This is a genomic window from Pseudomonas moraviensis subsp. stanleyae, from assembly GCF_036283065.1.
Classification (GTDB): domain Bacteria; phylum Pseudomonadota; class Gammaproteobacteria; order Pseudomonadales; family Pseudomonadaceae; genus Aquipseudomonas; species Aquipseudomonas stanleyae.
Genome location: NZ_JAADJI010000001.1, coordinates 208,855 through 232,501, shown reverse-complemented (window position 1 = coordinate 232,501; position 23,647 = coordinate 208,855). Strand labels below are relative to the sequence as shown.

The following is a 23,647-nucleotide window of genomic DNA, read 5'->3' as shown; positions in this document are numbered from 1 at the left end:
GCCGCTTCCTGCGATGGACTCGATCCCCTGCGGATCCGAGTCCGCGGGCAGTAACGGACAAAACACAGCGACTTGTCCTACAGTTTCTCCAGAAGCCATGAACTGTGCCCTGCTCGATCTCGATGCTAATTTGCCTGACGATATCGGAGGGCGAATCTTGAGCATGAAAAAAATTCTGACGCTGAGCGTAATGTCTGCGGTTCTGTCCGGCTGCGGCAGTGTTTCAACCGTTTTACAGGGCGACGCCGATGCTGCCCGTGACTTGCGCAAAAAGAAGACCTATTGCCAGTCGATTCCGCGCATTTACAGTGGACTGGCCTTCGATTTTTGCACTTTGAATGCGCCGCCCGATCCGACGGGGATGCTGGCGCCCTTCGTGTTGCTCGATCTACCGCTGTCCGCGGTGTTCGATACGCTTTCGCTGCCTTACACGGTTTATCGGCAGATTACCGATTCAAATCTGAGTATTTACTGGCGCAGAGACGGCTATTGAGTCGTTGAGCCTGTTGATTCGGACCAATCGTGCAGGTCGCTATTCGCACCGGGTAATTCCCCTGATGTTTACGCTATAATCCCGCCCTTTAGCTGCCACTCGTCCTGTGCGAGGGCACATCAATACTCAAGGCGCATCGCGCCTGCATGCAGACTAAAGAGGCTAGACCCCTGTGGCATTGACGATTCTTGGCCTGTCCGGCGCCCTTAGCCATGATCCTTCCGCAGCGTTGTACATCGACGGCAAGCTGGTCGCGGCGGCTGAGGAAGAGCGCTTCGTACGCGATAAACATGCAAAGAACCGCATGCCCTACGAATCGGCGAAATTCTGCCTCGAGCAGGCCGGCATCAAACCGTCCGACGTTGACGTGGTAGCGATTCCATTCGCGCCGATCAGCCTGTTCGGCAAGGCCCGCTGGCATTACGCCAAGCGCTACTGGTATGCGCCGGATCGTGCTCTTGATGCGATCCTGATGGGCAACCGTCGCTACAAGCGCTATCGCAACAAGATCGTCTGGTGCCTGGAGCAACTGGGCTTCGATCCGAAGAAAATCAAGATCGAGCCGGTCGAGCACCACTTGGCCCACGCTTCCAGCGCCTATCACTGCTCGGGTTTCAAAGAGAAGACCGCGATCCTCGGCATCGATGGCAAGGGCGAATACGCCACGACGTTCTTCGGCTACGGCGAAAACGGCAAGATCCACAAGATCAAGGAATTCTTTGATCCGGACTCCCTTGGTGGTCTGTACGGTGCGATCACCGAATTCCTTGGCTTCGAGATGCTCGACGGCGAGTTCAAGGTCATGGGCATGGCGCCATACGGCGATGCCAGCAAATATGATTTCTCGCGTCTGGCCTCGTTCGAGAATGGCGAACTGGTGATCAACACCGATTACGCCAACGTGATCGGCCTGCGCCGCTATAAAGAGAAGGGCAAAGGCTTTTACTTTTCGCCGAAGCTGATCGAGTGGCTGGGTCCGAAGCGCGAAGGCGACATCGCTGACGAGCCGTACATCCACTACGCCGCGAGCATGCAAGCGCTGTTCGAAAAGCTGGCGTTGCAGATGATTGACCACTATCTGGGCGACGTCCTCAAGGAAACCGGCAAACTGGCTTTCGCCGGTGGCTGTGCGTTGAACGTCAAGCTCAACCAGAAAATCATTGCGCGCGACGACATCAAAGAGCTGTTCGTACAGCCTGCGTCCGGCGATGCCGGCACCGCCGTCGGCGCTGCTGCTTACGTGTCGCACGCCCGTGGCGTACCAGTCGAGAAGATGGAGCACGTCTACCTCGGCCCGTCCTATAGCAACGAAGACGTGATTGCCGCCTGCGCCCGTCACGAGAACAAGCCGACCTGGCGCAAGCTCGACAACATGCCGGAGCAGATCGCCAAAATCATGGTTGAAGGTAATCCTGTGGCCTGGTTCCAGGGTCGCATGGAGTTCGGCCCGCGCGCATTGGGTGGTCGTTCGATCATCGGGTGCCCGAGCATTCCCGGTGTGGCTGACCGTATCAACCATCAGATCAAGTTCCGCGAGCGCTGGAGGCCTTTCTGCCCGTCGATGCTCGACACGGTTGCGCCGCAGATGATCAAGATCGACCACCCGGCTCCGTTCATGACCTTCACTTTCGAAGTCGCCGAAGAGTGGAAAACCCGCGTGCCGGAAGTTGTCCATGAGGACGGTACTTCCCGTGCCCAGGTGCTCAAGCGCGAATACAATCCGCGCTACTACGACATGATGAAGGCGCTGGAAAACCTGACCGGCAACGGCGTATCGCTGAACACTTCGCTCAACCGTCGTGGCGAGCCGATGATCTGCTCGCCCACCGACGCCCTGAACATGTTTTTTGGCTCTGACCTGCAATATCTGATCATGGAAGATATTCTTGTCGTCAAAGAAGGCGTGCAAGGAAACAGTCTTGACTGAAACACTGATCAGCGTCGTCATTCCCGCGTACAACTACGCCCATTCGCTGCCTCGGGCCGTGGAATCGGTGTTGGTGCAGTTGCATGATGCGGCGGCGGATCTGCTGGTTATCGATGACGGGTCCACTGACTCGACGCCTGAGGTGATGCAAGCGTTGCTGATCGAGCATGCCGGGCGTTTTCGTGCCATACGCCAACGCAATGGTGGGCTGTCTTCAGTTCGCAATCGCGGGATCGAGGAAACCACCGGGCAATTTCTGATTTTTCTCGATGCAGATGACGAGATGGCTCCCGGTGCTCTGGCGGCGCTATCGCAACACATCGCCATTCATCCTGACACGCGGATGATCATCGGCGCTCATTGGTCGATCTTCTCCGGTGGCAAGCGCAGCCTGCAGGCTGTCAAACCGCTGCCAGCCACGGTGCGACAACGAGTCAGGGGCTATCTGCTGGACAAGACGGTGTCGATCTCAAATGGCGCCTGTGCAATGCATCGTGAGGTATTCGCGCCGGGCAACTATCCGGAGCACCTGCGCAACGTCGAAGATCTCCCGGTTTTTGCCCAGGTGTTGGCGCACTTTCCCTGCACGGTGGTCGAGCAGCCACTGGCGCTCATTTACAAGCACGCCGACAGCATGCGCCACGATTTGCGCCAGAGCCTGGCGGCGGGTTCCGAGCAGGTGGTCGGTGAAGTTTTTTCCAGGCAACGGATGCCAGAAGAGTTCCAGGATTTGCGCCAGGCTTATCTGGCGCAGCGTTGTCTGTCGTTGTTCCGCGATTGCTACTCCCATGGCGAGTATGCCTTGGCGAAAACATTCTATATGCAAGCGTTGCGTGCCGATTGGCGCATCCTCGGACGCTGGTCATATATGCGCAAAGCCTTGCGTCTGCTGTTCAAATAAAGCGATCGTGTTTTTTTGCGTACCTGTGGCGCGTGATGTTGAGGGGGCTGGGTGAAAGGTACGGACAGTAAATTGGCGGTCAAGGCTGTTCGGTTGTTCAGTGAACGGCCGGTAAGTGTGGCGTTCTGGGCAAGTATTTTACTGTCGCTGATTGCTGTGGCGGGTACCGCAACGGTCGGGCGCGACGCAGCGTTGTACATCGATATCGCACACCAGGTTGTCTTGCATGGGGCAGATGTGGCCTGGGCGCATTTCGACTGGCCGTGGTTCTCCATTCTTCTGGCCCTGACTCATCGCTTCCTGCTGTTGCCGCTGGAGTTGAGCGCCTATCTCTGGTGCGGTCTGTTTTTCGCCGGCACCAGTGCTCTGATGGTCGATTGTATTCGCCGACGCTCTCCCGAGATTGCCGGCTGGGCGTGCCTCATTGTGCTGGCGATGCCCGCGGTCAATGCTTTTCGTAATGACATCATCCGCGAATGCGGTTTCTGGTTTTTCTGCACGCTGGCGTTATGGCAGGCGCTGCGGTGGCAAGCGCTGGGCGGTTGGATCAGGGCTGGACTGATTCACCTGGCGATCGTGGCTGCGGCGCTGTTCCGGCTTGAGGCATTGCTGTTGTTGCCTGCGCTCGGGCTGTGGCAAATGCCGGGTGTGTGGCGCTCTGGCCAGCGCACTCGTTTGCTGCAGTTTGCTCTGTTGCCGGTGGTGGGGCTGTTGGTTGCATCGGCGTTTGGAGTGTTCATGTCGGCGCGCTTCATGCTCTATCTGGACATGATTGCACCGCACAGCGTCTACGCCTCGTTTCAGATGCTGTCCGAACAATTTGGCAACTCGCTGATCAACAAGTATTCCCAGGATGAAGCCGGGCGCATCGTGTTCTTCGGCCTGCTGGCGACGATGACGATTACATTCGTCAAGCTGATGGGGCCATTCGCGGCGCCTTTTGTCCTGCGTCGCAACTGGGGGGTGCTGGGTGTTTACTGGCGTGACTATCGTCCGTTTGCCTGGGCGGCATTGCTGTATCTGGTAGTGCTGATGCTGTTTTTCATCAAGCAGCAATTCATGAATGCCCGTTATCTGAGCTTTCTCAATCTGCTGTTCGTACCGCTACTGGCGATGGGGCTGGCGGCGTTTGCCCGGCAGTTTCCGCGCTGGACCAAAGTGCTGGTCGTGGCGGCGTTGCTGGTGATGCTGTCGAATGTGATTTCGACTGGCGCAGGCAAGACCCATTACGTGGCCGCCGGGCGCTGGATGTCCGCGCACGTTGAGCCTGACGCCAGCGCCTGGTTCGAAGACGGTCGCATCAGCTATTACGCGGGGCGGGGTTACGTGCTGCCGACGCTGACCCGTGAACAGGCGATGTCGCCCGAACACGCCGGTGAGTATCGTTATTTCCTCATCGAAGGGAAGGGCGATGAGCCGTGGTTGGGCGAATGGCTGGCGACACACAAAATGCGCATCATCGAGCGCTTCGCCAATCGCAAGGGTGCGACGATTCTGGTGATCGGCAAGTAAGGCTCAATCCAGCAGCAGGCGCAGGCGTTCGATCAGCGCAGCCTGTCGCTTGCTCGGCAACGCCTGGCGGTAACCCTCAAGAAAAGTTTTCCCGGCATCACCGCCGAGCAGCCATTGCCGGTCTTGTTTGTAGCGGAGCAAGTGGGCGAAGTTGCGCAATCGCTTGCTGTCGCTCAGGGCGCGCTTCTGGCAACGCAGGTCGGCGATGTCGATCAAACCGAGCTGATTCTCCGGTGTCTGCACCACGTTGCCAAAATGCAAGGACCGGAAATAAACGCCTTTTTCATGCAGTTGCGCAATGAACGCGCCCAGCTGACTGCGCAACGTCTCGGTTTCTTCGGGCGTGCCCTGCAATTGCCGTACGGTTTCGCCTGCCAGCGGCGCGTAATAGACGCCGTCGCGCTGAATGCTCGGAATGCGATAAACCGCGAGGACGTTCGGACAGAGGATGCCACGCTGCTGCAACGCCTTGGTGTTGTTGGCGAAGCGCTGGGCATAGGGAAAGAACAGCGCCGAGCTCAGCAGGCGTTTGCGGCGAAACAGCTTGAGCATGCGACCGTCGGCCAACCTGAGCACCTTGTCGCCAGAACCGTCGGCTTCGAGTACCTGAGCACCTTTGCGCAGTGCCTCGTAAGTGCTGTGATCAATCGATTGCATGCCTGACTCCCCATCATGAGCCGGCTATCTTAACCGACTTGCCCAATGGCTGGCGCCCGGTGATGTTGATCGGCGCAAAAGGGCCTGTGATATCATCGCCGCCTCACTGATTTACGCGGATTCCCATGAGCAGTCCTGAACCGAAAGCCCAGTCAACGCTGGCGATCTACTTCCGCCTTTTGGCTTACGTGCGTCCTTACGCCGGCCTGTTCATCCTGAGTATCGTTGGCTTTCTGATCTTCGCATCGACCCAACCGATGCTCGCCTACATCCTCAAATATTTCGTCGACGGCCTGGCCAATCCGGAAGCCAGCCTGTTTCCCGGCAACCCTTATCTGGGCAAGTTGCAGTTGCTCGAAAGCGTGCCTCTATTGATCGTGCTGATTGCCGTGTGGCAAGGCGTCGGTTCCTATCTGGGCAACTACTTTCTGGCACGAGTCTCTCTGGGCCTGGTGCATGACCTGCGCGTGGTTCTGTTCAACAAGCTGCTGGATCTGCCCAACAGCTATTTCGACAAGAACAACTCCGGCCACCTGATTTCCCGCATCACCTTCAACGTGACCATGGTCACCGGCGCCGCCACCGACGCGATCAAAGTAGTGATCCGTGAAGGCATGACGGTGATTTTCCTGTTCTGCACTCTGCTGTGGATGAACTGGAAGCTCACGTTGGTCATGGTCGCTATCCTGCCGGTCATCGGTCTGATGGTGAACAGCACCAGCAAGAAATTTCGCAAGCAGAGCAAAAAGATTCAGGTCTCGATGGGTAACGTTACCCACGTCGCATCCGAGACGATTCACGGCTACCGCGTGGTTCGCAGCTTCGGTGGGGAAACCTATGAAAAGATGCGCTTCCGTGACGCCAGCCAGAGCAATACCGACAAACAGCTGACCATGACCAAGACTGGCGCGGTGTATACGCCGATGCTGCAATTAGTGACGTACAGCGCCATGGCAGTGGTGATGTTTTTGGTCCTGTACCTTCGTGGTGATGCGTCGCCGGGTGATCTGGTGGCCTACATCACCATGGCCGGACTGCTGCCCAAACCGATTCGCCAGCTTTCCGAAGTCAGCTCGACGATCCAGAAGGGCGTGGCTGGCGCCGAGAGTATTTTCGAACAGCTGGACGAGCCGGCGGAAGTCGATCACGGCACGGTCGAGCGCGGCCGTCTGCAAGGTCGCCTCGAGGTGCGCAACCTCAGCTTCCGTTATCCGAACAGCGAGAAAAAAGTCCTCGATGACATCAGTTTCGTCGTCGAGCCCGGGCAAATGGTGGCGCTGGTCGGTCGCTCCGGCAGCGGCAAGTCCACCCTGGCCGGCCTGATTCCACGCTTCTACCAGCATGAGCAGGAGCACGGGCAGATTCTGCTCGATGATGTGCAGGTGCAGGACCTGACCCTGCGCAGCCTGCGTCGGCAGATTGCCCTGGTGACCCAGCAGGTCACGCTGTTCAATGACACGGTGACCAATAACATCGCTTACGGCGATCTGGCGGGCGCACCGTTCGATGAGGTCAAGCGCGCGGCCACCGAAGCCTACGCCGATGAGTTCATCATCAAGATGCCGCAGGGCTACGAGACGCTGGTCGGCGAAAATGGCGTGCTGCTGTCCGGCGGTCAGCGTCAGCGCATCGCCATTGCACGGGCATTGCTCAAGGATGCGCCGCTGCTGATTCTCGATGAGGCCACATCGGCCCTCGATACCGAATCGGAACGGCATATCCAGGCGGCTCTGGATCATGTTGTGCAGAACCGCACGACGCTGGTGATCGCTCACCGTCTGAGCACCATCGAGAAGGCCGACCTGATTCTGGTCATGGACGAAGGCAAGATAGTGGAGCGCGGCACTCATACCCAGCTCCTGGCGCAGAATGGCTATTACGCCCGCTTGCACGCCAAGGAATTCGAAGAAGGCGACGAGCCGCAACCGACCCATGTGACCGACCTATGCTGACGGCTTTTCGCGCCTGGCGAGAGCGCGGCTGGAGTGAGATCGATCACGCAACCTACGCTCAGGCCTGGCAGCGCTTCGGTGGCAGTTTTGCAACTCATCCCGAAGTGGTGGAGCGGTTGTCGACGTTTGTCGGCATCAAGCTGCACTACCTGGGCTGGATCGTCGACGACGAAGTCGTCGCGGCTGTTGCTTGCTGGGGAAGGCACGCCGCGCTGTCCAAAGAAGTGCTCAAGCGCGAAGGCAAGCGTGGGCTGCTCGACATGGGCAACGCCGAACTGATTCTGCCGATTGCCGCGGATGTCGTGGTTCCGGTGCGACAGCGCATGGCTTATGTTTCGCAACTCAACGCCGAGCAGATCAGCACCCTTCGCGCACAGCCGGAAGGGCTGGCACTGGCGCGGTTGCCTGAGGATTACTCGAAGAAGTTTCGCTACAACCAGCGTCGCGAACAGCGTCTGCTGGAAGAGGCGGGCGGTTCGCTGGTGCCGATGTCTGACTTGACACCAAACGAGCAGGCCGTGGCTTATGGCGATCTGTTCCAGCGCCGCTGGGGCTTTGAGGTGCCGGGCAAGGCCGGACTGGTCGAAGTGTTCACACTGCTGCGCGAGTTCATGACCGGGTCGGTGGTGATGCTCGAGTCGGCACCGGTCGCCATCCAGATTCTCTACCGTGTCGAGGCGCCGCAATGGGTATCGCTGGAATACGTCAACGGCGGCGTTGACCCGCAAAGCCGCGAGTTCAGCCCCGGCAGCGTGTTGAGTTTCGTCAACACCCAGCAGGCCTGGGCGGATGCTCAGGCACTGGGCAAGACGCTGCGCTATTCGTTTGGCCGTGCCGACCGCGAATACAAGGATCGCTGGTGCCACACGGTGCCCGTCTACAAGGTCTGAATCCATGACTGCTCGCAAGCAACAGCTTCTCAAGGCGCATCGACGCAGCAAACGCTTGTTCCTTATGGTGTTTGTGATTGCGCTGGTGGCGGCCGGCTTTTTGCTCGGCTGGTGGCTGGTGCCGGTGCTGCTGGTGTTGGCCTGGGTGGCGCACGAGGCGTGGTTTGCCGACCACCTGTTCTATCGCACAAGCGACGACTATCAGTACGACTTTCCCAGCGAAACGCCGCGTCAAGCCGTGGCACTGGATGCCGGAATCGTGCGTTTGAGCGAGCCGCTGGCGCCGGGAGAAACGCTGCTGCTGGAGCTCAAGGTAACGGCCAACTGGTTGGGCCGCTGGCGGGATCCTTATGTCGAACTAGGTGACGATCGCCAGGATTTCGAGCGTGGCGTCGGTGGGCGGCGCTTTCTCAATCTGTCCGGGCAAGCCGCAGCGCTTGGCGAAAACGCGCTGACAGTCCGTGGTCGGCATTGCACGCTGAGTTCCAGCGGCACGCTGTGGGTCATGAGCAATTCCGATTACGCGCAGCAGCGGGTCATGGTCATTGCGCCTCACGCCGATGATGCCGAACTGGCTGCGTTCGGCCTTTACAGTCGCTGCGAAGAAGCAAGCATCGTCACCCTGACCCAGGGCGAAATCGAGGCCGAAGACTTCCAGCGCCTGGGTCTGGACAAGGCTCAGGCAGCTCGGTTGAAGGGCAGGCTACGCAGTTGGGACAGCCTGAGCATCCCGTTATGGGGTGGCGTGCCGGCCAGTCGATGCGTGCAGTTGGGTTACTACTGCCTGCAATTGCCGGCGATGGCCGAAGAGCCGAACACATCATTCGGCTCGCGGGAATCAGGCGAGGACGATGTGCGCAGTGTTCGGCAGCACAATCCGTTCAAACTGCCGGGCGATGTCGATGGCGCGCCGACCTGGGTCAATCTCGTCGGCGATATTCAAGCATTGCTTGAGCACTTTCGCCCGGAAGTCGTCGTCACTCCGCATCCCGAGCTGGACCCGCACAGCGATCACGTCGCTTCCACCCGTGCCGTGCTGGAAGCCATCGCCGCCAGTGCGTGGAAGCCGTCGACCTTGCTGATGTACGCCAACCACCTGCATGACAATGATCGCTGGCCGATGGGCCCGGCCGGTGGCGGTATCGCCCTGCCGCCGGCGATCGAGCCGTTACCGTCGGATCGTTTGTGGAGCCCGGTGCTGTCGGCGGATGTGCAATTGGACAAGGCCATGGCGCTGGCCATGGAGCATGACTTGCAGGGCCCGCTCGGGTTCAAGCGGCAGTTGCGCCGGGTGATCCAGCAGGTGCTGGCCGGGCGTCGCTGGCCGGTCACAGGAAGTAATGAGTTTTTCCGCAAGGCTGTCCGGCGTCACGAACTGTTCTGGGTGCGTGACCTTTCAGATTGAGGCGGACGGCGCTTTCCCCTGTGTTAATATCGCGCCCCTGTTCATTTTGTATGTGGGTTGCTCCATGAAGTTGTCCATGCCGCGTTTCGATCAAGCCCCTGTCTTGGTAGTCGGCGATGTCATGCTCGACCGTTACTGGCATGGCGGAACCTCACGGATTTCCCCTGAGGCGCCGGTGCCGGTGGTCAAGGTCGAGCAAATCGAAGACCGTCCGGGCGGTGCCGCGAACGTTGCCTTGAACATTGCCGCTCTAGGTGCGCCGGCGTCGCTGGTTGGTGTGACCGGTGATGACGAAGCCGCCGACAGCCTGAGCAACAGTCTCAAGGGCGCCGGCGTACGTGCTCTGTTCCAGCGCATTGCGCACCAGCCAACCATCGTCAAGCTGCGGGTCATGAGCCGGCACCAGCAGTTGCTGCGTATCGACTTCGAAGAACCGTTCGCCACCGATGCGCTGGCGCTCGGCTCGCAGGTCGATGACCTGCTCGAAGGCATCAAGGTGCTGGTGCTTTCCGACTACGGCAAAGGCGCGCTGAAAAACCATCAGGCGCTGATTCAGGCCGCGCGGGCGAAAAACATCCCGGTGCTGGCCGATCCGAAGGGCAAGGACTTTTCCATCTACCGTGGCGCGAGCCTGATCACCCCGAACCTGAGCGAATTCGAAGCCATCGTTGGCGGTTGTGTCGACGAGCACGAGCTCGTCAGCAAGGGCGCGACGCTGATGCACGAGCTTGAACTCGGTGCGCTGCTGGTCACTCGTGGCGAACACGGCATGACCCTGCTGCGCCCGGATCAACCCGCGTTGCATTTACCGGCGCGTGCCCGAGAAGTGTTCGACGTGACCGGCGCTGGCGACACGGTGATCTCGACCCTGGCGGCTGCGATTGCTGCCGGTGAGGATCTGCCCCACGCCGTGGCCCTGGCCAACCTGGCGGCGGGTATTGTGGTCGGCAAGCTTGGCACCGCGGCCATCAGTGCCCCGGAACTGCGACGCGCCATTCAGCGCGAGGAAGGCTCCGAGCGCGGTGTGCTGGGTCTTGAACAACTGGTGCTGGCCGTAGCCGATGCCCGCGCGCATAACGAAAGAATCGTCTTCACCAATGGCTGTTTCGACATTCTTCATGCCGGCCATGTGACCTATCTTGAGCAGGCACGGGCCCAAGGCGATCGACTGATTGTCGCAGTCAACGACGATGCTTCGGTCAGTCGCCTGAAAGGCCCCGGTCGCCCGATCAACAGCGTCGATCGGCGCATGGCGGTGCTGGCCGGTCTGGGCGCGGTAGATTGGGTCATAAGCTTCCCTGAAGGCACGCCGGAAAACCTGCTGCGCGAGGTCAGGCCTGATGTGTTGGTCAAGGGCGGCGATTACGGCATCGACCAGGTGGTCGGCGCCGATATCGTGACGGCTTACGGCGGCACCGTAAAAGTCTTGGGGCTGGTGGAAAACAGCTCGACGACGGCGATTGTCGAAAAAATCCGCAGTCGCTGAGATCAGATGAATTTTTCCCGTTGTGTACCGCGTGTGAACGGATTTTGCCTTGGGGATCTCACCGTTTCCGTTGATGTTGGCAGGTTTGAATCCGCTGCGCTTGCCTGCTTACGTTGCGTGGTCATTTAATCTATGAAAGTCATGCTTCTGGTGATGGACGAGCAGCGAGTCATTCTCGACCGGCTCTACGACATCGTTCAGCAGAACTGCGATGAGTGTTTCATCTATCGTCTGAGCAAGCAGCAGCAGATGAACCTCGGAGCCTTCCTGGCTTCGGTCGAGTACCAGACCTTTGATCGCGTGGTGATTTTCTCCCGGGTCAAACGTCTGGCGCCGCAACTGCGGGTGCTCAAGTGCATTCCCGGGCTGGTGTTTCTCGAGCACGATGCTTATCAGAACTACATGCCGGCCAGTAAGTACCGTGGTGTTTACTCGCGCCTGTATAGCCGATTGCCCAGCTGTCGGGCACTGGTTTCCGGCGCAGTCGTCGCGCGCAAGATGCTCGCTGAAGGTATCGATACCGTGTTCGTCTCCAAAGGCTACGACGAGCAGATGCTGCACAATACCGGCGTCGAGCGAGACATCCCGATCGGCTTTTTGGGCAGCCTGAAAAGCACCGAATACGCCGAGCGCAAGGCCATGCTCGAATCGCTTTCGCGCCGTACCGGTATGCTCGTGACGCGTACCAAATCGGGTACGGAATATCTTGAAACCCTCAACCGCATCAAGATCTTTGTCAGCGCCGATATCGGCATGAACGAATTCATGATCAAGAACTTCGAGGCCATGGCCTGCGGCTGTGTGCTGCTGGCCTGGAGCCAAGGCGAAGAAGACCGCTTGCTCGGTTTCGAAGACATGCACAACACGGTGTTCTACCGCAGCGAAGACGAGGCGGTGGCGAAGATCAAGCTGCTGCAGGACGACCCGGAACTGGCGCAGCGAATAGCCAGCAACGGCCAGGCGTTCGCCGAAAGTCGCTATTCGTTTGCGCGGGTCGGCCAGGCACTCGCCGAAGCCATCCAGCGTGAGATGCGCCCATGGCAGCCGCCGTCGGCGTTCACCCGGTTCTGGGTCAAACTGCGCTACGGCATGAAGGTGCCAGCCTGAATGACGGACGAATACATGGCGCTGGATGCGCTGCCCGGTGGCGACCAGTCGGTTTTGCAGGCCTTGCCCGATGCACTGCGTGAATGCCTGAGTCGCGCCGCCCGAGTGGTGCTGATCGCCAATAATCCCGCGATTACCGCAGCCGACTTCGCGGCGCTGAATATCGGCGCGGATGACGTCGTCGTCAGTTTCAATCACTGCATCAAGGCGACGCTGCTCAACGAGCAAAGCGTCAATCTCTTCGTGCATGGCTACAACGCGCCCGATGCCTATTTCTTCGGCTTGCCCGGCAATGCGGACGTACAGCGCCTGTTCGACCGCGCGGGCGATCACTGCTTCACCATGCTGGTGGGGTGCGCGGCGCCGATGTGTCCACTGCCGCGCGTGGCGATGTATTGGGATCGCATCCCGTTGCCACCGCTGTGGAACTACCCGGTCGACCGCCCGGGGGGCAAACGCTATGTCGGTCCTTCCACGGGCTTCAACACGCTGGTGCTGTTCGATTGGCTGCGCGGGCATGTCGGTTATACCTATCAGTTGATGACCTTGGGGTTCTCCAACGAGGCGGGAAAGTTGTGGGGTGGCCATGCCTGGGATTACGAGCGGGACTGGTTGCAAAAGTCCGATGTGATTGTCGTGCCGCTGCAACCCCGGCGCTGGTGGCAGAAACTGTTCAAGCGCAAATAAGCGGCGCCGCAGTCAGTTGTCTGCCGGGCCGAATCATTTCTTCATAGGTGCAATCGAGTGGTGAAAATTGCCGTGGCATTTTTCGGGATTCCGAGGAATTCCCAGATTTGCTTCCCCTCCATCGAGCAGAACGTATTGGCACAGTTGCCTGCGGGCAGCGACATCCAGTGCTTTTATCACTTGTATAAAGTCGATGAAGTGCAGAATTCGCGTTCCGGTGAGAAGGGTGACCTGGCGGCTGACAACTACCTGCCCTTCGAGACCATGAGCGGCGCGCTTACCTCGACCGAAGGTGTGCTGGAGCGCTGGGATTTCGAGCAGGTCAAGGCACAGGGTGATACTTGGGCCGATGACTATGCATCGCTGCGCAACCTGATTTATCAGCTCAACTCATTACACACCGTCACCACCGAGATTGAATCCTTCGATCCGGATTTCGTCGTGTTCGTGCGGCCGGACAATTTCTTCCACACGGCGCTGCCAGGCTACGTGTTCAACCACGCCGAGGCGCGGCGGCACAACGTTTATATTCCCGACTGGCAGTGGTGGGGCGGTCTGAATGACCGTTTTGCCGTATGCGGGCGCGATACCTATGTCGCCTACGGCAAACGCATCGAACGCATCTTCGATTTCTGCAAGGCGACCGGCCGTAAGCTGCACTCCGAGCGCTTGCTCAAATACGCCCTGCTTGAGGCAGGCGCCAAGGTCTGCACTTTGCCGATCCAGGCCTCCCGCGTGCGAATCACCGGCGCATTTGCCGAAGAATCGTTCTCACCCAAGCGTGGCATGGGCAAGCGCGAAAACCGTTACTTTCACTTCTTCGCGACGTTGCGCACCTGGTGGGATCGCCGCCGTTAGCGGCTAACGGCTCGCGCGTTTCCTGCCCAGCCCGACCAGGCGCAGTGCCTTGATGCTCAGTTGCTTGAGGCCAGCGCGTGGTGCCCTGGCCGGTTGCAGGCCCTGTTGCACCAGCCAGTCCTTCCAGCGAATGCGCTCGTCGTGCACGACCCAACCCTGTTGCGTAGCGAAACTCTCGGCCAGATGAATGCCGCGGGTGCTGGCCGGTATCAGTTTGTCGCGTTTGAGGGTGAACAGCTCGGCGGTCGGCGCGCCATCCTTGAGCGGCATCAGATACAGATCAGGACGCTTGCGGTCCAGCCGCGCCACCAGTTGATCACCCTCCAGACGCTCGTCGACATGAAACAGGCTCAGGGATTTGGCTTCCTTGGGCACTTCCAGGCGCAGGTCGTAAATCAATTGCAGCGACGCGGTCGGTAGATGCACATAGGCCCGCGGTCGCTCCAGCAATTGCAGGTTGGCGCAGCGCACTGGACGCGCCGAACCGGACAGAGGCGTCAGGCGAAATGGCAACGCCTCGCGGTAATGCAGCGCGGCGGAGTAGGGCGCGGGCAGCCAGGTGTCATTGAAACGCCCACCGAGCCAGCCTTCCGGGGTTTCCAGCAAGCACTCTTCGGCAATTTCCTGAATCGCCGTGTGCAGCGGAATATTCAATTCGTGCGCCGGTACGTAGCCGGAAATCAGCTTCAGCACTACATCGCCGCGATCCTGCCGGCGCTGGCGCACCAGCACCCAATAATCGCGGTTCTGCCAATGCAAGGTCAGGCGTACGGAAACACCAAGGTTGGCCAGTTCCAGGGCAAAGCGTTCGCTGTCGGCGACGCTGACCGGTTTGCGCCGTTGCAGGGTCTGGGCGAAATTCAGCGGCATGCCGACGCTCTGATAGCTCAGGCCCTCGGGCGTGGCTTCGACGAACAGCGGCAGCGTCTTGAAGTTGCTCGGGTTCTTGCGGATGAGCGTGCGCGGCATATCGGCTCCTGCTTAAGGCCGCGGGGCGGCGTCAGTGACCACGCAGGACCTGGGCAACGGTCGCGGCGTTGTGGGCGAGGTGCAGCGGATTGATCGTGCCGACAATAGCACTGGCGACGCCGGGCTGGGTGAACAGCAACTCGAAGCTGGCGCGCACCGGATCGACTCCCGGGCTCAGACAGACATGACCGCTGGCCAGGGCTTTTTTCACCAGAATGGCTTTGCCGTGGGCAGCAGCATAGTCAATGACTGCTTTTTCGTTTTGTTCGTTCAGATTGTAGGTGACCATCGCGCAGTCGCCTTGCTCCAGTGCTTTCAAGCCGCCTTTGACGGTTTTGCCGGAAAACCCGAAGCCGCGAATCTTGCCCTCGGCCTTCAGCGCCGCGAGGGTGGCGTACACCTCTTCGTCCTCAAGGATGGCCATGTCGTTGCCGTCGGAGTGCACCAGAACCAGATCGATAAAATCCGTTTCCAGACGTTGCAGGCTGCGCTCGACCGACATCCGCGTGTGCGCTGCGCTGAAATCGTGGCGCGACACGCCGTCGGTGAACTCTTCGCCGACCTTGCTGACGATCACCCAGTCCTGACGCTGACCACGCAGCAGCGGGCCAAGGCGTTCTTCGCTGCGGCCGTAAGCGGGCGCGGTGTCGATCAGATTGATGCCCAGGTCGCGCGCTTGCCGCAGCAGCATGCGTGCTTCGTCATCGCCGGGAATCTGAAAGCCGTTTGGATATTTCACCCCTTGATCGCGGCCGAGTTTGACCGTGCCCAGGCCCAGCGGCGAAACCGACAGGCCGGTGCTGCCCAGCGGGCGATGCAGTTCGTGCAGAGTGGCGATGGTCATGGCAGCAGCTGCTCCCACGCGGGCACGCCGAGCGGCGGTTTCGGCAACGGCGGTAGCGGTTCAGTCGCTTGCGGCTGGATGCCGTCGCGTTGCAATGAAGCGATAACGCGGTCGGCGAAGTCCGGCGCCAGTGCCAGTTTGGTCGGCCAACCGACGAGCAAGCGACCTTCCTCGGCGAGGAAAGCGTTGTCCGGACGGGTCAGGCCGGTTTGCAGCGGTTCGGCGCGGTCGACACGCAGGGTCGCCCATTGCGTGGTGCTGAGGTCGATCCACGGCAGCAACTGAGCGATTTCCTTTTGCGCGGTGGCGATCTGTTCGGCCGGTTCGCGGGCCACGCCTTCGCTTTCGGCAATGTCGCCGCCCATGTACCAGACCCACTGGCCGTCAGCCGCCGGGTGCGTGGTCACAGTGATGCGCGGCTTGGTGCCGCCGCCCAGGCAGTGCGCGTACAGCGGTTTCAGGCCGGGACCTTTGGCAAGGATCATGTGCAGCGGCCGACGCTGCATGGCCGGACGGCTCAGGCCCAAGGCTTCGAGCAGTTCAGCAGTGCCGGCGCCGGCGCTGAGGACGATACGCTGGGCGCGGATCTCGCGGCCATCGACTTTCAGGCCGACCAGCACGCCGGCTTCCAGCAGCGGTTCGATCACCTGACCGGCGAGCAGACCGTCACCGGCCAGCTCGGCCAAGCGCTGAATCAGGCTCGGGACATCCACCACCAGTTCGGCGAGGCGATAGACCTTGCCCTTGAAGCGCTTGTCTTGCAGGGCCGGCGGCAGTTCGTCGCCCTTGACCTGATCGACCCGGCCTCGCACAGCCTTGCTGGCGAAGAAACTGGTGAGGTTGCCGGCCAGCGTGCCCGGCGACCACAGGTAATGCGCTTCGGACAACAGACGCACGCCGGACAGATCCAGCTCACCAGTCCCGGCCAGCGCCTCGCGCCAGCGTCGCGGCATGTCGGCTATCGCTTCCGAAGCGCCAGTCAGCGCGCCGTGCAGCGCGTACTTGGCGCCGCCATGGATGATGCCCTGGGACTTCACACTCTGCCCGCCGCCGAGGCTGGCGCTTTCCACCAGCACGGTCGAAAAACCCTGACGGCGCAGGCGCGCATTCAGCCAGAGGCCGGCGACACCAGCGCCGACAATCAGAACGTCGGTGGAAATAACGGATGGCATGCAGCGACCTCGGAGCTTGAAGAAGCCGCAAGTTTCAAGCTTCAAGCTGCAAGCTGCAACCCGGACCAGCAAATCAGCAATCCTTGCGGCTTGCCGCTTGAAGCTTGCTGCTGCTTTTTAATGCCCGGCGGTTTTCGAAAACAGCTGGATCACGACGACGCCGAGCACAATCAGCGCCATCCCCAGCATCGCTGGTACGTCGAGCTTCTGCCCGTAGATGAACAACGCCGCGACACTGACCATGACAATGCCCATGCCCGCCCAGACCGCGTAGGCAACGCCCACCGGTACGGTGCGCACCACCAGCGTCAGCATCCAGAATGCGATCCCGTAGCCGACGATGATCAGAATCAGCGGCAGCGGCGTGCTGAAGCCTTTGACCGCTTTCATCGAAACGGTGGCGATCACTTCGGCGCAGATGGCGATGGCCAGATAGACGTAGGCGTTCATGGTTTCGATCCTCAAAAAAATCATTGCTTGCTGTAGCGACATTTTAGGCATTGCTCAGATGGGGTAAAGTCATTACCTATCTGTTTTGAAGATGGGCTGGAAACAGGCATGCAATGGAATCTTGAACAATTGCGCGTATTCGTCGACGTCGCCGAACAGCGTTCGTTTTCCGCCGTGGCGCGGCGGCAGCGCAAAGCGCAGTCAGCGATCAGCAGCGCTATCGCAATGCTCGAAGAGGATTTGGGCGTGAGTCTGTTCGAGCGCAGCAGCGGTCGGCAGCCGAGTCTCACCGAGGCGGGTGAGGCGTTGCTGGAAGAGGCGCGGGAAGTGCTGCGCCAGTGCGAGCGCCTCAATGGCCGCGCCATGGCCATGCTGCGCGGCCAGGAGGCGCAGCTACGTGTGGCCCAGGACGAGGCGATGCCGTATCAGGCACTGGTGGAAAGTTTCGGCGAACTGGCCGAGCAGTTTCCCAGCCTGGAAGTGCAACTGACCAGCGCCGCCCAAGGTGAAGTTGCACGCAAACTGGTGGAGCGCCGTGCCGATCTCGGCCTGCTGTTCTATCACGATGAAATCCCCGAGGCCCTTGAGCGCCGCGTACTGGGTCGGGTCGAGATGGTCACGGTCTGCGGCGTCAAGCATCCACTGGCGAAGCAGGCTTACGTGACCTGCCAGCAACTGGCGCAACACCGGCAACTGCTGATGTCGACGCAGACCAGCATCTATCCCGGCAACGAGCCGGCCAGCCCACAAGTCTGGCGCGCCGACAGCTTCTACGTGATGTCCGAATGGCTGGTGCGCAATCTCGGCTGGGCCTGGCTGCCGCGTCACGTTGTGCAGTACTCGGCGTATCAGGGCCAGATGATTGAGCTTGACAGCGAATGGACCCCGCCGGCGCTGGTGGTGGAACTGGTCTGGCGTCGCGACGAACCGCTCGGCCCCGCCGCACGTTGGCTGGCGGAACGTTTTGCCGTGCACTTGCGGGCGATCGGCGACAAAAGCCGATAAACTCCGCCGCCATGAATAGAACTCTCTACACCGCGTTGTTTTACCTGGGGCTGCCATTGGTGGCGATTCGGCTGTGGCTGCGCGCGCGCAAGGCACCGGCGTATGCCAAGCGCATTGGCGAGCGCTTCACTCTTGGCATGCCGACGCTGCAGCCCGGCGGCATCTGGGTGCACGCAGTGTCGGTGGGCGAAAGCATTGCTGCCGCGCCGATGATTCGCGCTCTGCTGGAACGCTATCCGACGCTGCCGATCACCGTGACCTGCATGACCCCGACCGGTTCGGAGCGGATTCAGGCGCTGTTCGCCAACGAGCCGCGCATTCAACACTGCTATCTGCCGTATGACTTGCCTTGTGCGGCGGCACGCTTTCTTGATCGCGTGCAGCCCAGGCTTGCGGTGATCATGGAAACCGAGCTGTGGCCCAACCATATTCATCAATGTGCCAAGCGCGGAATTCCGGTGGCGTTGGCCAATGGACGCTTGTCCGAGCGTTCCGCCAAAGGCTATGGCCGCTTCAGCAAACTCACGGCGCCAATGCTCGCCGAGATGAGTTTGTTGGCCGTGCAGACCGAAGCCGAAGCCCAGCGCTTCCGCGATCTCGGCGCCCGTCCGGAGACGGTGGAAGTCACCGGCTCGATCAAGTTCGACCTGACCATCGACCCGCAACTGCTGCAACGCGCAGCCGAATTGCGTAGCCAATGGCAGGCGCTGGAGCGTCCAGTGTGGATCGCCGCCAGCACCCACGAAGGCGAAGACGAAGTGGTGTTGAATGCCCATCGGCGCCTGTTGGCCAGTCACCCGGATGCATTGTTGATTCTGGTACCACGCCATCCGGAGCGCTTCAATTCGGTGTTCGAGCTGTGCCAGCGCGAAGGCTTCGCCACGGTACGGCGTTCGACCAGGGCCAATGTCGATGCGCAGACGAGCGTGCTGCTCGGCGACACCATGGGCGAATTGCTGTTTCTCTATGCCTTGGCCGACAGCGCATTTGTCGGCGGCAGTCTGGTGCCGAACGGCGGGCACAACCTGCTCGAACCCGCCGCGCTGGCGAAACCGGTGCTCAGCGGCCCACACCTGTTCAACTTCCTCGATATCGCCGCGCAACTGCGTGAAGCCGGGGCATTGGCGGAAGTGGATGATGCCGAAGGGCTGGCGGTTGAAGTGCAGCGCTTGTTCGAATTGCCGCGTGATGCGCAACGCATGGCCGAGGCCGGGCTGGCAGTGATGCGCCGTAATCAGGGGGCGTTGCAGCGGCTGCTGGATGGCTTGGGCAGATTGATTCGCTGAAATGCACTCGATCCCTGTGGCGAGGGAGCTTGCTCCCGCTGGGCAGCGGAGCGGCCCCAAGTCTGACATGTCGAGTCGTCAGGTTTACGACTGCTGCGCAGCCGAGCGGGAGCAAGCTCCCTCGCCACAGGTTTTGGTTTGCAATTCGACTGTTAAGGCCGTGCCTTCAGCTGCGCTTCGGCAGCCTTGGCCAGATCCGGCGGCAGGAAGTCCTTGTCCGGGTTGTAGTCGGCTTTCAGATAGCGCCGCAGGTCTTCCAGATCACCCGGGTTCAGCGTGCCCGCCGCCTGCTTCAGGCGCAGGTTGTCGATGATGTAGTCGTAGCGGGTGTTGTTGTAGTTGCGCACCGAGGTGTACAGCTGGCGCTGCGCGTCGAGCACATCGACGATATTGCGCGTGCCGACCTGATAACCGATTTCCGTGGCTTCCACCGCACTCTGGTTAGAGATGATCGACTGGCGGCGCGCCTGCACCTGCTCGACGTCGGTGTTCACCGCACGATGTAGATTGCGGGTGTTTTCTACCACCTGCCGGCGCAGCGATTCGCGCTGCTGTTCGCTCTGATCCAGTTGCGCATAGGACTGCCGCACTTGCGAACTGGTCAGCCCGCCGCTGTAGATCGGGATGTTCAGTTGCAGGCCCAGGGTGCTCTGCTCGACGTTGCCGCCGTAGGGCGCGCCGAACGAGTTCGGGTTGCCGAAGCCGAGGGCGTCGTTGTCGCCTTTCTCGTATTTCGCCACGGCGTCGAGGGTCGGCAAGTGGCCGGCCTTGCGCTGCTTGAGCGTCTGCTCGGCGGAGCTGACCGCGTAGTTGCTGGCGAGCAGATTGAGGTTTTGCCGCGCCGCCGTGTCGACCCAGGATTTCGCATCGTTGGGCGCCGGCGGCAGGATCGGCAGCGTGTGGACGATGCCCTGAATCGAGTTGTACTGACGGTTGGTCAGGGTGATCAGCGCCTCGAAGGCATCATCGACCTGACGCTGGGCGACGATGCGGTTGGCCCGTGCGGTGTCGTAGCTGGCCTGCGATTGCAGCACGTCGGTCTTGTCCGAGAGGCCGACATCGAAGCGCTCGTTGGACTGGTCGAGCTGGCGTTTGAACGCGGCTTCTTCAGCCTTGGTCGAGGCCAGATTGTCCTGGCTGCGCAACACGTTGAAGTATCGTTCGGCGGTCTGCAGGATCAGGTCCTGCTCGGTCGCCGATAGTTGCAGCGCAGCCTGTTCGTTGACGTCCTTGGCCGCCTGATACTGGAACCAGCGATCGGCGCGGAACAGTGGTTGCGCCAGCGTCGCCTGATAGGAGTGCGCGCTGCGGTTGGCGATGGCCGAAGGCTGGTCGATCGAGGTGCGCACGTCGGCGACTTCGGCGCCACCGGACAGGTTCGGCAGCAGGCCAGCGCGGGCCTGGGGTACCACTTCTTTCTGCGCGCCATACTGGGCACGGGCCGCCGCCAGATCGGCGTTGTTGTCGACCGCTTCCTGATAGACGCTGACCAGATCGGTTTTGGTCGACAAGGGCGCTTCCGCTGCCCAGGCCATTGTGTTGGACGCACAGGACACGGCAACAGCCAGTGAAAGTTTGCGCAGCATGAGGCGATCCCTAGCATGAATATTATGGAAGTAATCCGGGCGCCAAAGGTAAGGCGCAGCCCGCGCAGCGTCAAGGCTGAGCAGGGCAAAGCGAGTGTAGTTGCGCATTGCTCCGGCAACAATCGGGCAAGCCTGTGTATTTACGCCATTCATCATGGCGTTCGTTGCGGTGTTGGCGTTCCTCGGTGGTTGTGTCTAGACTGGCCGGGTTCTTGTCGGGGTGCCTTGCTATGAGGCTGAGATCGAATAATTTCGGATCCCGTTGAACCTGATCAGGTTAGCGCCTGCGTAGGGAACAAGATTTCTCGTCACCCGGCGAGTCCTCTTGTGCTTCGTCCGGGATATTGTTCGACAATCGAACGCCATGGCGAATGCACAGCACCGGTCCTGGTGCGTCCGTGCCTTTCAGGTTCTGCTCCGACAATCCACTGCTGGATGCTGTCTGGAGAGCCCGTGATGACAACAAAAGAAAATAACGCGATCAACCTGAGTGACTCGGCCAAGGTCGACGAGCAATCGGTCAAGCCGTTCACCCGTTCGCAAAAGATCTACGTTCAGGGCTCGCGCCCGGACATCCGCGTGCCGATGCGCGAAATCAGCCTCGATGTGACCCCGACCGATTTCGGCGGCGAGATCAACGCACCGGTCACGGTCTACGACACCTCCGGCCCGTACACCGATCCGAACGTGGTGATCGACGTGCGCAAAGGCCTCGGCGATGTGCGTTCAGCGTGGATCGATGACCGTGGCGACACCGAACGCCTGCCGGGCCTGAGCTCGAACTTCGGCCAGCAACGCCTGGCCGATGCCGAGCTGACCAAACTGCGCTTCGCCCACGTCAACAACCCGCGCCGCGCCAAGGCCGGGGCCAACGTCAGCCAGATGCATTACGCGCGCAAAGGCATCATCACCGCCGAGATGGAATACGTCGCCATCCGCGAAAACATGAAGCTGCAAGAGGCCCGCACGGCCGGCCTGCTCAAGCAGCAACACACCGGCCACAGCTTCGGCGCAAGCATCCCGAAAGAAATCACCCCTGAATTCGTCCGCGAAGAAATCGCCCGCGGCCGCGCGATCATTCCGGCCAACATCAACCACGTCGAACTGGAACCGATGATCATCGGCCGTAACTTCCTGGTGAAGATCAACGGCAACATCGGCAACAGCGCGCTGGGCTCTTCGATCGAAGAAGAAGTGGCCAAACTGACCTGGGGCATTCGCTGGGGTTCGGACACCGTGATGGACTTGTCCACCGGTAAGCACATTCACGAAACCCGCGAATGGATCATCCGCAACTCGCCGGTGCCGATCGGCACCGTGCCGATCTATCAGGCGCTGGAGAAGGTCAACGGCGTAGCTGAAGACCTGACCTGGGAGCTGTTTCGCGACACGCTGATCGAGCAGGCCGAGCAGGGCGTCGACTACTTCACCATCCACGCCGGCGTACTCCTGCGTTACGTGCCGCTGACCGCCAAACGCGTCACCGGTATCGTTTCCCGTGGCGGTTCGATCATGGCCAAGTGGTGCCTGGCGCACCACAAAGAAAACTTCCTCTACACCCACTTCGACGAAATCTGCGAAATCATGAAGGCCTACGACGTCAGCTTCTCGCTGGGCGATGGCCTGCGTCCGGGCTCGATTGCCGATGCCAACGACGAAGCGCAATTCGGCGAACTGGAAACCCTCGGCGAGCTGACCAAGATTGCCTGGAAGCACGATGTGCAATGCATGATCGAAGGCCCGGGCCATGTGCCGATGCAGTTGATTAAAGAGAACATGGACAAGCAGCTCGAGTGCTGCGACGAGGCGCCGTTCTACACCCTGGGCCCGCTGACAACCGACATTGCCCCGGGCTACGACCACATCACCTCGGGTATCGGCGCGGCGATGATCGGCTGGTTCGGTTGCGCGATGCTCTGCTACGTGACGCCGAAGGAGCACCTGGGTCTGCCGAACAAGGATGACGTGAAAACCGGGATCATCACATACAAGATCGCCGCGCACGCAGCGGACTTGGCCAAGGGGCATCCCGGCGCGCAGATTCGCGACAATGCGCTGAGCAAGGCGCGCTTCGAATTCCGTTGGGAAGACCAGTTCAACCTCGGCCTGGACCCGGACACCGCGCGTTCCTATCACGATGAGACCCTGCCGAAGGACTCGGCCAAGGTCGCGCATTTCTGCTCGATGTGCGGGCCGAAATTCTGCTCGATGAAGATCACTCAGGAAGTCCGTGAATACGCGGCCAACCAGCGGATTGAAGCAGTCGACGTGGACGTTGCCAAAGGCCTCGCGGAACAGGCCGAGCGGTTCAAGCAGGAAGGCAGTCAGCTGTACAAGAAAGTCTAGTCACAAGCTGCAAGCTGCAAGCTGCAAGCTGCAAGCTGCAAGCTGCAAGATTAGGAGCAGTCCGCGTACCGCTTTTAACTTGCGGCTTGCAGCTTTTTCCTGCTCCTCTTTGAG

At 60.4% G+C, this 23,647-nt stretch carries 20 protein-coding genes and 1 riboswitch; of the genes, 14 read left to right on the top strand and 6 right to left on the bottom strand.

The features are described 5' to 3' along the window. The first annotated feature begins 163 nt into the window (after positions 1–163). The 4 genes from GXB78_RS00935 (at position 164) to GXB78_RS00920 (ending at position 4,833) form a co-directional block, all read left to right on the top strand. On the top strand, positions 164–493 hold the full coding sequence (locus GXB78_RS00935) for a YceK/YidQ family lipoprotein (protein WP_408005092.1): 330 nt from the start codon (positions 164–166) through the stop codon (positions 491–493). A 172-nt stretch (positions 494–665) separates the two neighbouring features. Beyond that, a complete protein-coding gene (locus GXB78_RS00930) occupies positions 666–2,420 on the top strand; it encodes a carbamoyltransferase family protein (protein WP_329513778.1) in 1,755 nt (584 codons plus the stop codon). After that, complete coding sequence (locus GXB78_RS00925) at positions 2,413–3,321, top strand: glycosyltransferase family 2 protein (RefSeq protein WP_329513777.1); 909 nt, start codon at positions 2,413–2,415, stop codon at positions 3,319–3,321. The genes GXB78_RS00930 and GXB78_RS00925 overlap by 8 nt, the downstream gene beginning before the upstream one ends. A gap of 51 nt (positions 3,322–3,372) precedes the next feature. Then, the gene (locus GXB78_RS00920; RefSeq protein ID WP_329513776.1) at positions 3,373–4,833 is read left to right on the top strand and encodes a hypothetical protein; all 1,461 of its coding nucleotides are present in this window, start codon (positions 3,373–3,375) and stop codon (positions 4,831–4,833) included. 3 nt (positions 4,834–4,836) lie between these two features. On the opposite strand, the gene GXB78_RS00915 is transcribed toward GXB78_RS00920, so the two are convergent. After that, on the bottom strand, positions 4,837–5,490 hold the full coding sequence (locus GXB78_RS00915) for a lipopolysaccharide kinase InaA family protein (protein WP_329513775.1): 654 nt from the start codon (positions 5,488–5,490) through the stop codon (positions 4,837–4,839). 125 nt (positions 5,491–5,615) lie between these two features. Here GXB78_RS00915 and msbA point away from each other — a divergent pair, with 125 nt between their 5' ends. The 7 genes from msbA to GXB78_RS00880 all read left to right on the top strand — a co-directional run bounded on the left by msbA (position 5,616) and on the right by GXB78_RS00880 (position 13,875). Further along, positions 5,616–7,442 (top strand): lipid A export permease/ATP-binding protein MsbA, encoded by a 1,827-nt coding sequence (gene msbA / locus GXB78_RS00910; RefSeq protein ID WP_329513774.1) that lies wholly within the window; start codon positions 5,616–5,618, stop codon positions 7,440–7,442. Further along, a complete protein-coding gene (locus GXB78_RS00905) occupies positions 7,436–8,332 on the top strand; it encodes a GNAT family N-acetyltransferase (protein WP_329513773.1) in 897 nt (298 codons plus the stop codon). The genes msbA and GXB78_RS00905 overlap by 7 nt, the downstream gene beginning before the upstream one ends. A gap of 4 nt (positions 8,333–8,336) precedes the next feature. Then, entirely contained in the window at positions 8,337–9,737 is a 1,401-nt protein-coding gene (locus GXB78_RS00900) for a PIG-L deacetylase family protein (RefSeq protein WP_329513772.1), read from the top strand. A 64-nt stretch (positions 9,738–9,801) separates the two neighbouring features. After that, positions 9,802–11,223, top strand: coding sequence for a bifunctional D-glycero-beta-D-manno-heptose-7-phosphate kinase/D-glycero-beta-D-manno-heptose 1-phosphate adenylyltransferase HldE (gene hldE, locus GXB78_RS00895; RefSeq protein ID WP_329513771.1), 1,422 nt, complete (start codon positions 9,802–9,804; stop codon positions 11,221–11,223). Positions 11,224–11,355: 132 nt separating this feature from the next. Further along, positions 11,356–12,330 carry a glycosyltransferase gene (locus GXB78_RS00890; protein ID WP_329513770.1) on the top strand — a complete coding sequence of 325 codons (975 nt, stop codon included), beginning with the start codon at positions 11,356–11,358 and terminating at the stop codon, positions 12,328–12,330. Further along, on the top strand, positions 12,331–13,017 hold the full coding sequence (locus tag GXB78_RS00885; RefSeq protein ID WP_329513769.1) for a hypothetical protein: 687 nt from the start codon (positions 12,331–12,333) through the stop codon (positions 13,015–13,017). A gap of 57 nt (positions 13,018–13,074) precedes the next feature. Next, positions 13,075–13,875, top strand: coding sequence for a hypothetical protein (locus tag GXB78_RS00880; RefSeq protein ID WP_329513768.1), 801 nt, complete (start codon positions 13,075–13,077; stop codon positions 13,873–13,875). Positions 13,876–13,878: 3 nt separating this feature from the next. Here the strand turns inward: GXB78_RS00880 and GXB78_RS00875 are convergent, their stop codons facing one another. The 4 genes from GXB78_RS00875 to GXB78_RS00860 form a co-directional block, all read right to left on the bottom strand. After that, positions 13,879–14,844: a metal ABC transporter ATPase gene (locus tag GXB78_RS00875; protein ID WP_329513767.1), complete on the bottom strand. Its 966-nt coding sequence runs from the start codon at positions 14,842–14,844 to the stop codon at positions 13,879–13,881. A 31-nt stretch (positions 14,845–14,875) separates the two neighbouring features. Continuing rightward, positions 14,876–15,688, bottom strand: a complete 813-nt coding sequence (locus GXB78_RS00870) for an aldo/keto reductase (protein WP_329513766.1) — start codon at positions 15,686–15,688, stop codon at positions 14,876–14,878. Then, positions 15,685–16,860 (bottom strand): NAD(P)/FAD-dependent oxidoreductase, encoded by a 1,176-nt coding sequence (locus GXB78_RS00865; RefSeq protein WP_329513765.1) that lies wholly within the window; start codon positions 16,858–16,860, stop codon positions 15,685–15,687. Before GXB78_RS00865 ends, GXB78_RS00870 begins: the two co-directional genes overlap by 4 nt. A gap of 117 nt (positions 16,861–16,977) precedes the next feature. Next, positions 16,978–17,310 (bottom strand): DMT family transporter, encoded by a 333-nt coding sequence (locus tag GXB78_RS00860; RefSeq protein ID WP_042607775.1) that lies wholly within the window; start codon positions 17,308–17,310, stop codon positions 16,978–16,980. A gap of 108 nt (positions 17,311–17,418) precedes the next feature. Here GXB78_RS00860 and GXB78_RS00855 point away from each other — a divergent pair, with 108 nt between their 5' ends. Together GXB78_RS00855 and waaA are read left to right on the top strand one after the other, a co-directional pair. Next, positions 17,419–18,315, top strand: a complete 897-nt coding sequence (locus tag GXB78_RS00855) for a LysR family transcriptional regulator (RefSeq protein ID WP_329513764.1) — start codon at positions 17,419–17,421, stop codon at positions 18,313–18,315. Between the two features lie 11 nt (positions 18,316–18,326). Beyond that, positions 18,327–19,601: a lipid IV(A) 3-deoxy-D-manno-octulosonic acid transferase gene (waaA, locus tag GXB78_RS00850; RefSeq protein WP_329513763.1), complete on the top strand. Its 1,275-nt coding sequence runs from the start codon at positions 18,327–18,329 to the stop codon at positions 19,599–19,601. Between the two features lie 152 nt (positions 19,602–19,753). Here the strand turns inward: waaA and GXB78_RS00845 are convergent, their stop codons facing one another. Next, positions 19,754–21,187 carry a TolC family outer membrane protein gene (locus GXB78_RS00845; protein WP_329513762.1) on the bottom strand — a complete coding sequence of 478 codons (1,434 nt, stop codon included), beginning with the start codon at positions 21,185–21,187 and terminating at the stop codon, positions 19,754–19,756. Between the two features lie 206 nt (positions 21,188–21,393). Continuing rightward, a riboswitch (TPP riboswitch) is annotated at positions 21,394–21,499 on the top strand. Between the two features lie 144 nt (positions 21,500–21,643). Between GXB78_RS00845 and thiC the strand changes: the two genes are divergently transcribed. Further along, complete coding sequence (gene thiC, locus GXB78_RS00840) at positions 21,644–23,533, top strand: phosphomethylpyrimidine synthase ThiC (RefSeq protein WP_329513761.1); 1,890 nt, start codon at positions 21,644–21,646, stop codon at positions 23,531–23,533. The last annotated feature ends 114 nt before the right edge of the window (positions 23,534–23,647 follow it).

Excerpts from the sequence above, each read along its gene's own strand:
- GXB78_RS00915 (WP_329513775.1), bottom strand. The coding sequence starts at position 5,490 with ATGCAATCGATTGATCACAGCACTTACGAGGCACTGCGCAAAGGTGCT.
- GXB78_RS00860 (WP_042607775.1), bottom strand. The coding sequence starts at position 17,310 with ATGAACGCCTACGTCTATCTGGCCATCGCCATCTGCGCCGAAGTGATC.
- GXB78_RS00890 (WP_329513770.1), top strand. The coding sequence starts at position 11,356 with ATGAAAGTCATGCTTCTGGTGATGGACGAGCAGCGAGTCATTCTCGAC.
- GXB78_RS00870 (WP_329513766.1), bottom strand. The coding sequence starts at position 15,688 with ATGACCATCGCCACTCTGCACGAACTGCATCGCCCGCTGGGCAGCACC.
- GXB78_RS00865 (WP_329513765.1), bottom strand. The coding sequence starts at position 16,860 with ATGCCATCCGTTATTTCCACCGACGTTCTGATTGTCGGCGCTGGTGTC.
- GXB78_RS00885 (WP_329513769.1), top strand. The coding sequence starts at position 12,331 with ATGACGGACGAATACATGGCGCTGGATGCGCTGCCCGGTGGCGACCAG.
- GXB78_RS00900 (WP_329513772.1), top strand. The coding sequence starts at position 8,337 with ATGACTGCTCGCAAGCAACAGCTTCTCAAGGCGCATCGACGCAGCAAA.
- hldE (WP_329513771.1), top strand. The coding sequence starts at position 9,802 with ATGAAGTTGTCCATGCCGCGTTTCGATCAAGCCCCTGTCTTGGTAGTC.
- waaA (WP_329513763.1), top strand. The coding sequence starts at position 18,327 with ATGAATAGAACTCTCTACACCGCGTTGTTTTACCTGGGGCTGCCATTG.
- GXB78_RS00855 (WP_329513764.1), top strand. The coding sequence starts at position 17,419 with ATGCAATGGAATCTTGAACAATTGCGCGTATTCGTCGACGTCGCCGAA.
- GXB78_RS00935 (WP_408005092.1), top strand. The coding sequence starts at position 164 with ATGAAAAAAATTCTGACGCTGAGCGTAATGTCTGCGGTTCTGTCCGGC.
- GXB78_RS00845 (WP_329513762.1), bottom strand. The coding sequence starts at position 21,187 with ATGCTGCGCAAACTTTCACTGGCTGTTGCCGTGTCCTGTGCGTCCAAC.
- GXB78_RS00875 (WP_329513767.1), bottom strand. The coding sequence starts at position 14,844 with ATGCCGCGCACGCTCATCCGCAAGAACCCGAGCAACTTCAAGACGCTG.
- msbA (WP_329513774.1), top strand. The coding sequence starts at position 5,616 with ATGAGCAGTCCTGAACCGAAAGCCCAGTCAACGCTGGCGATCTACTTC.
- thiC (WP_329513761.1), top strand. The coding sequence starts at position 21,644 with ATGACAACAAAAGAAAATAACGCGATCAACCTGAGTGACTCGGCCAAG.
- GXB78_RS00905 (WP_329513773.1), top strand. The coding sequence starts at position 7,436 with ATGCTGACGGCTTTTCGCGCCTGGCGAGAGCGCGGCTGGAGTGAGATC.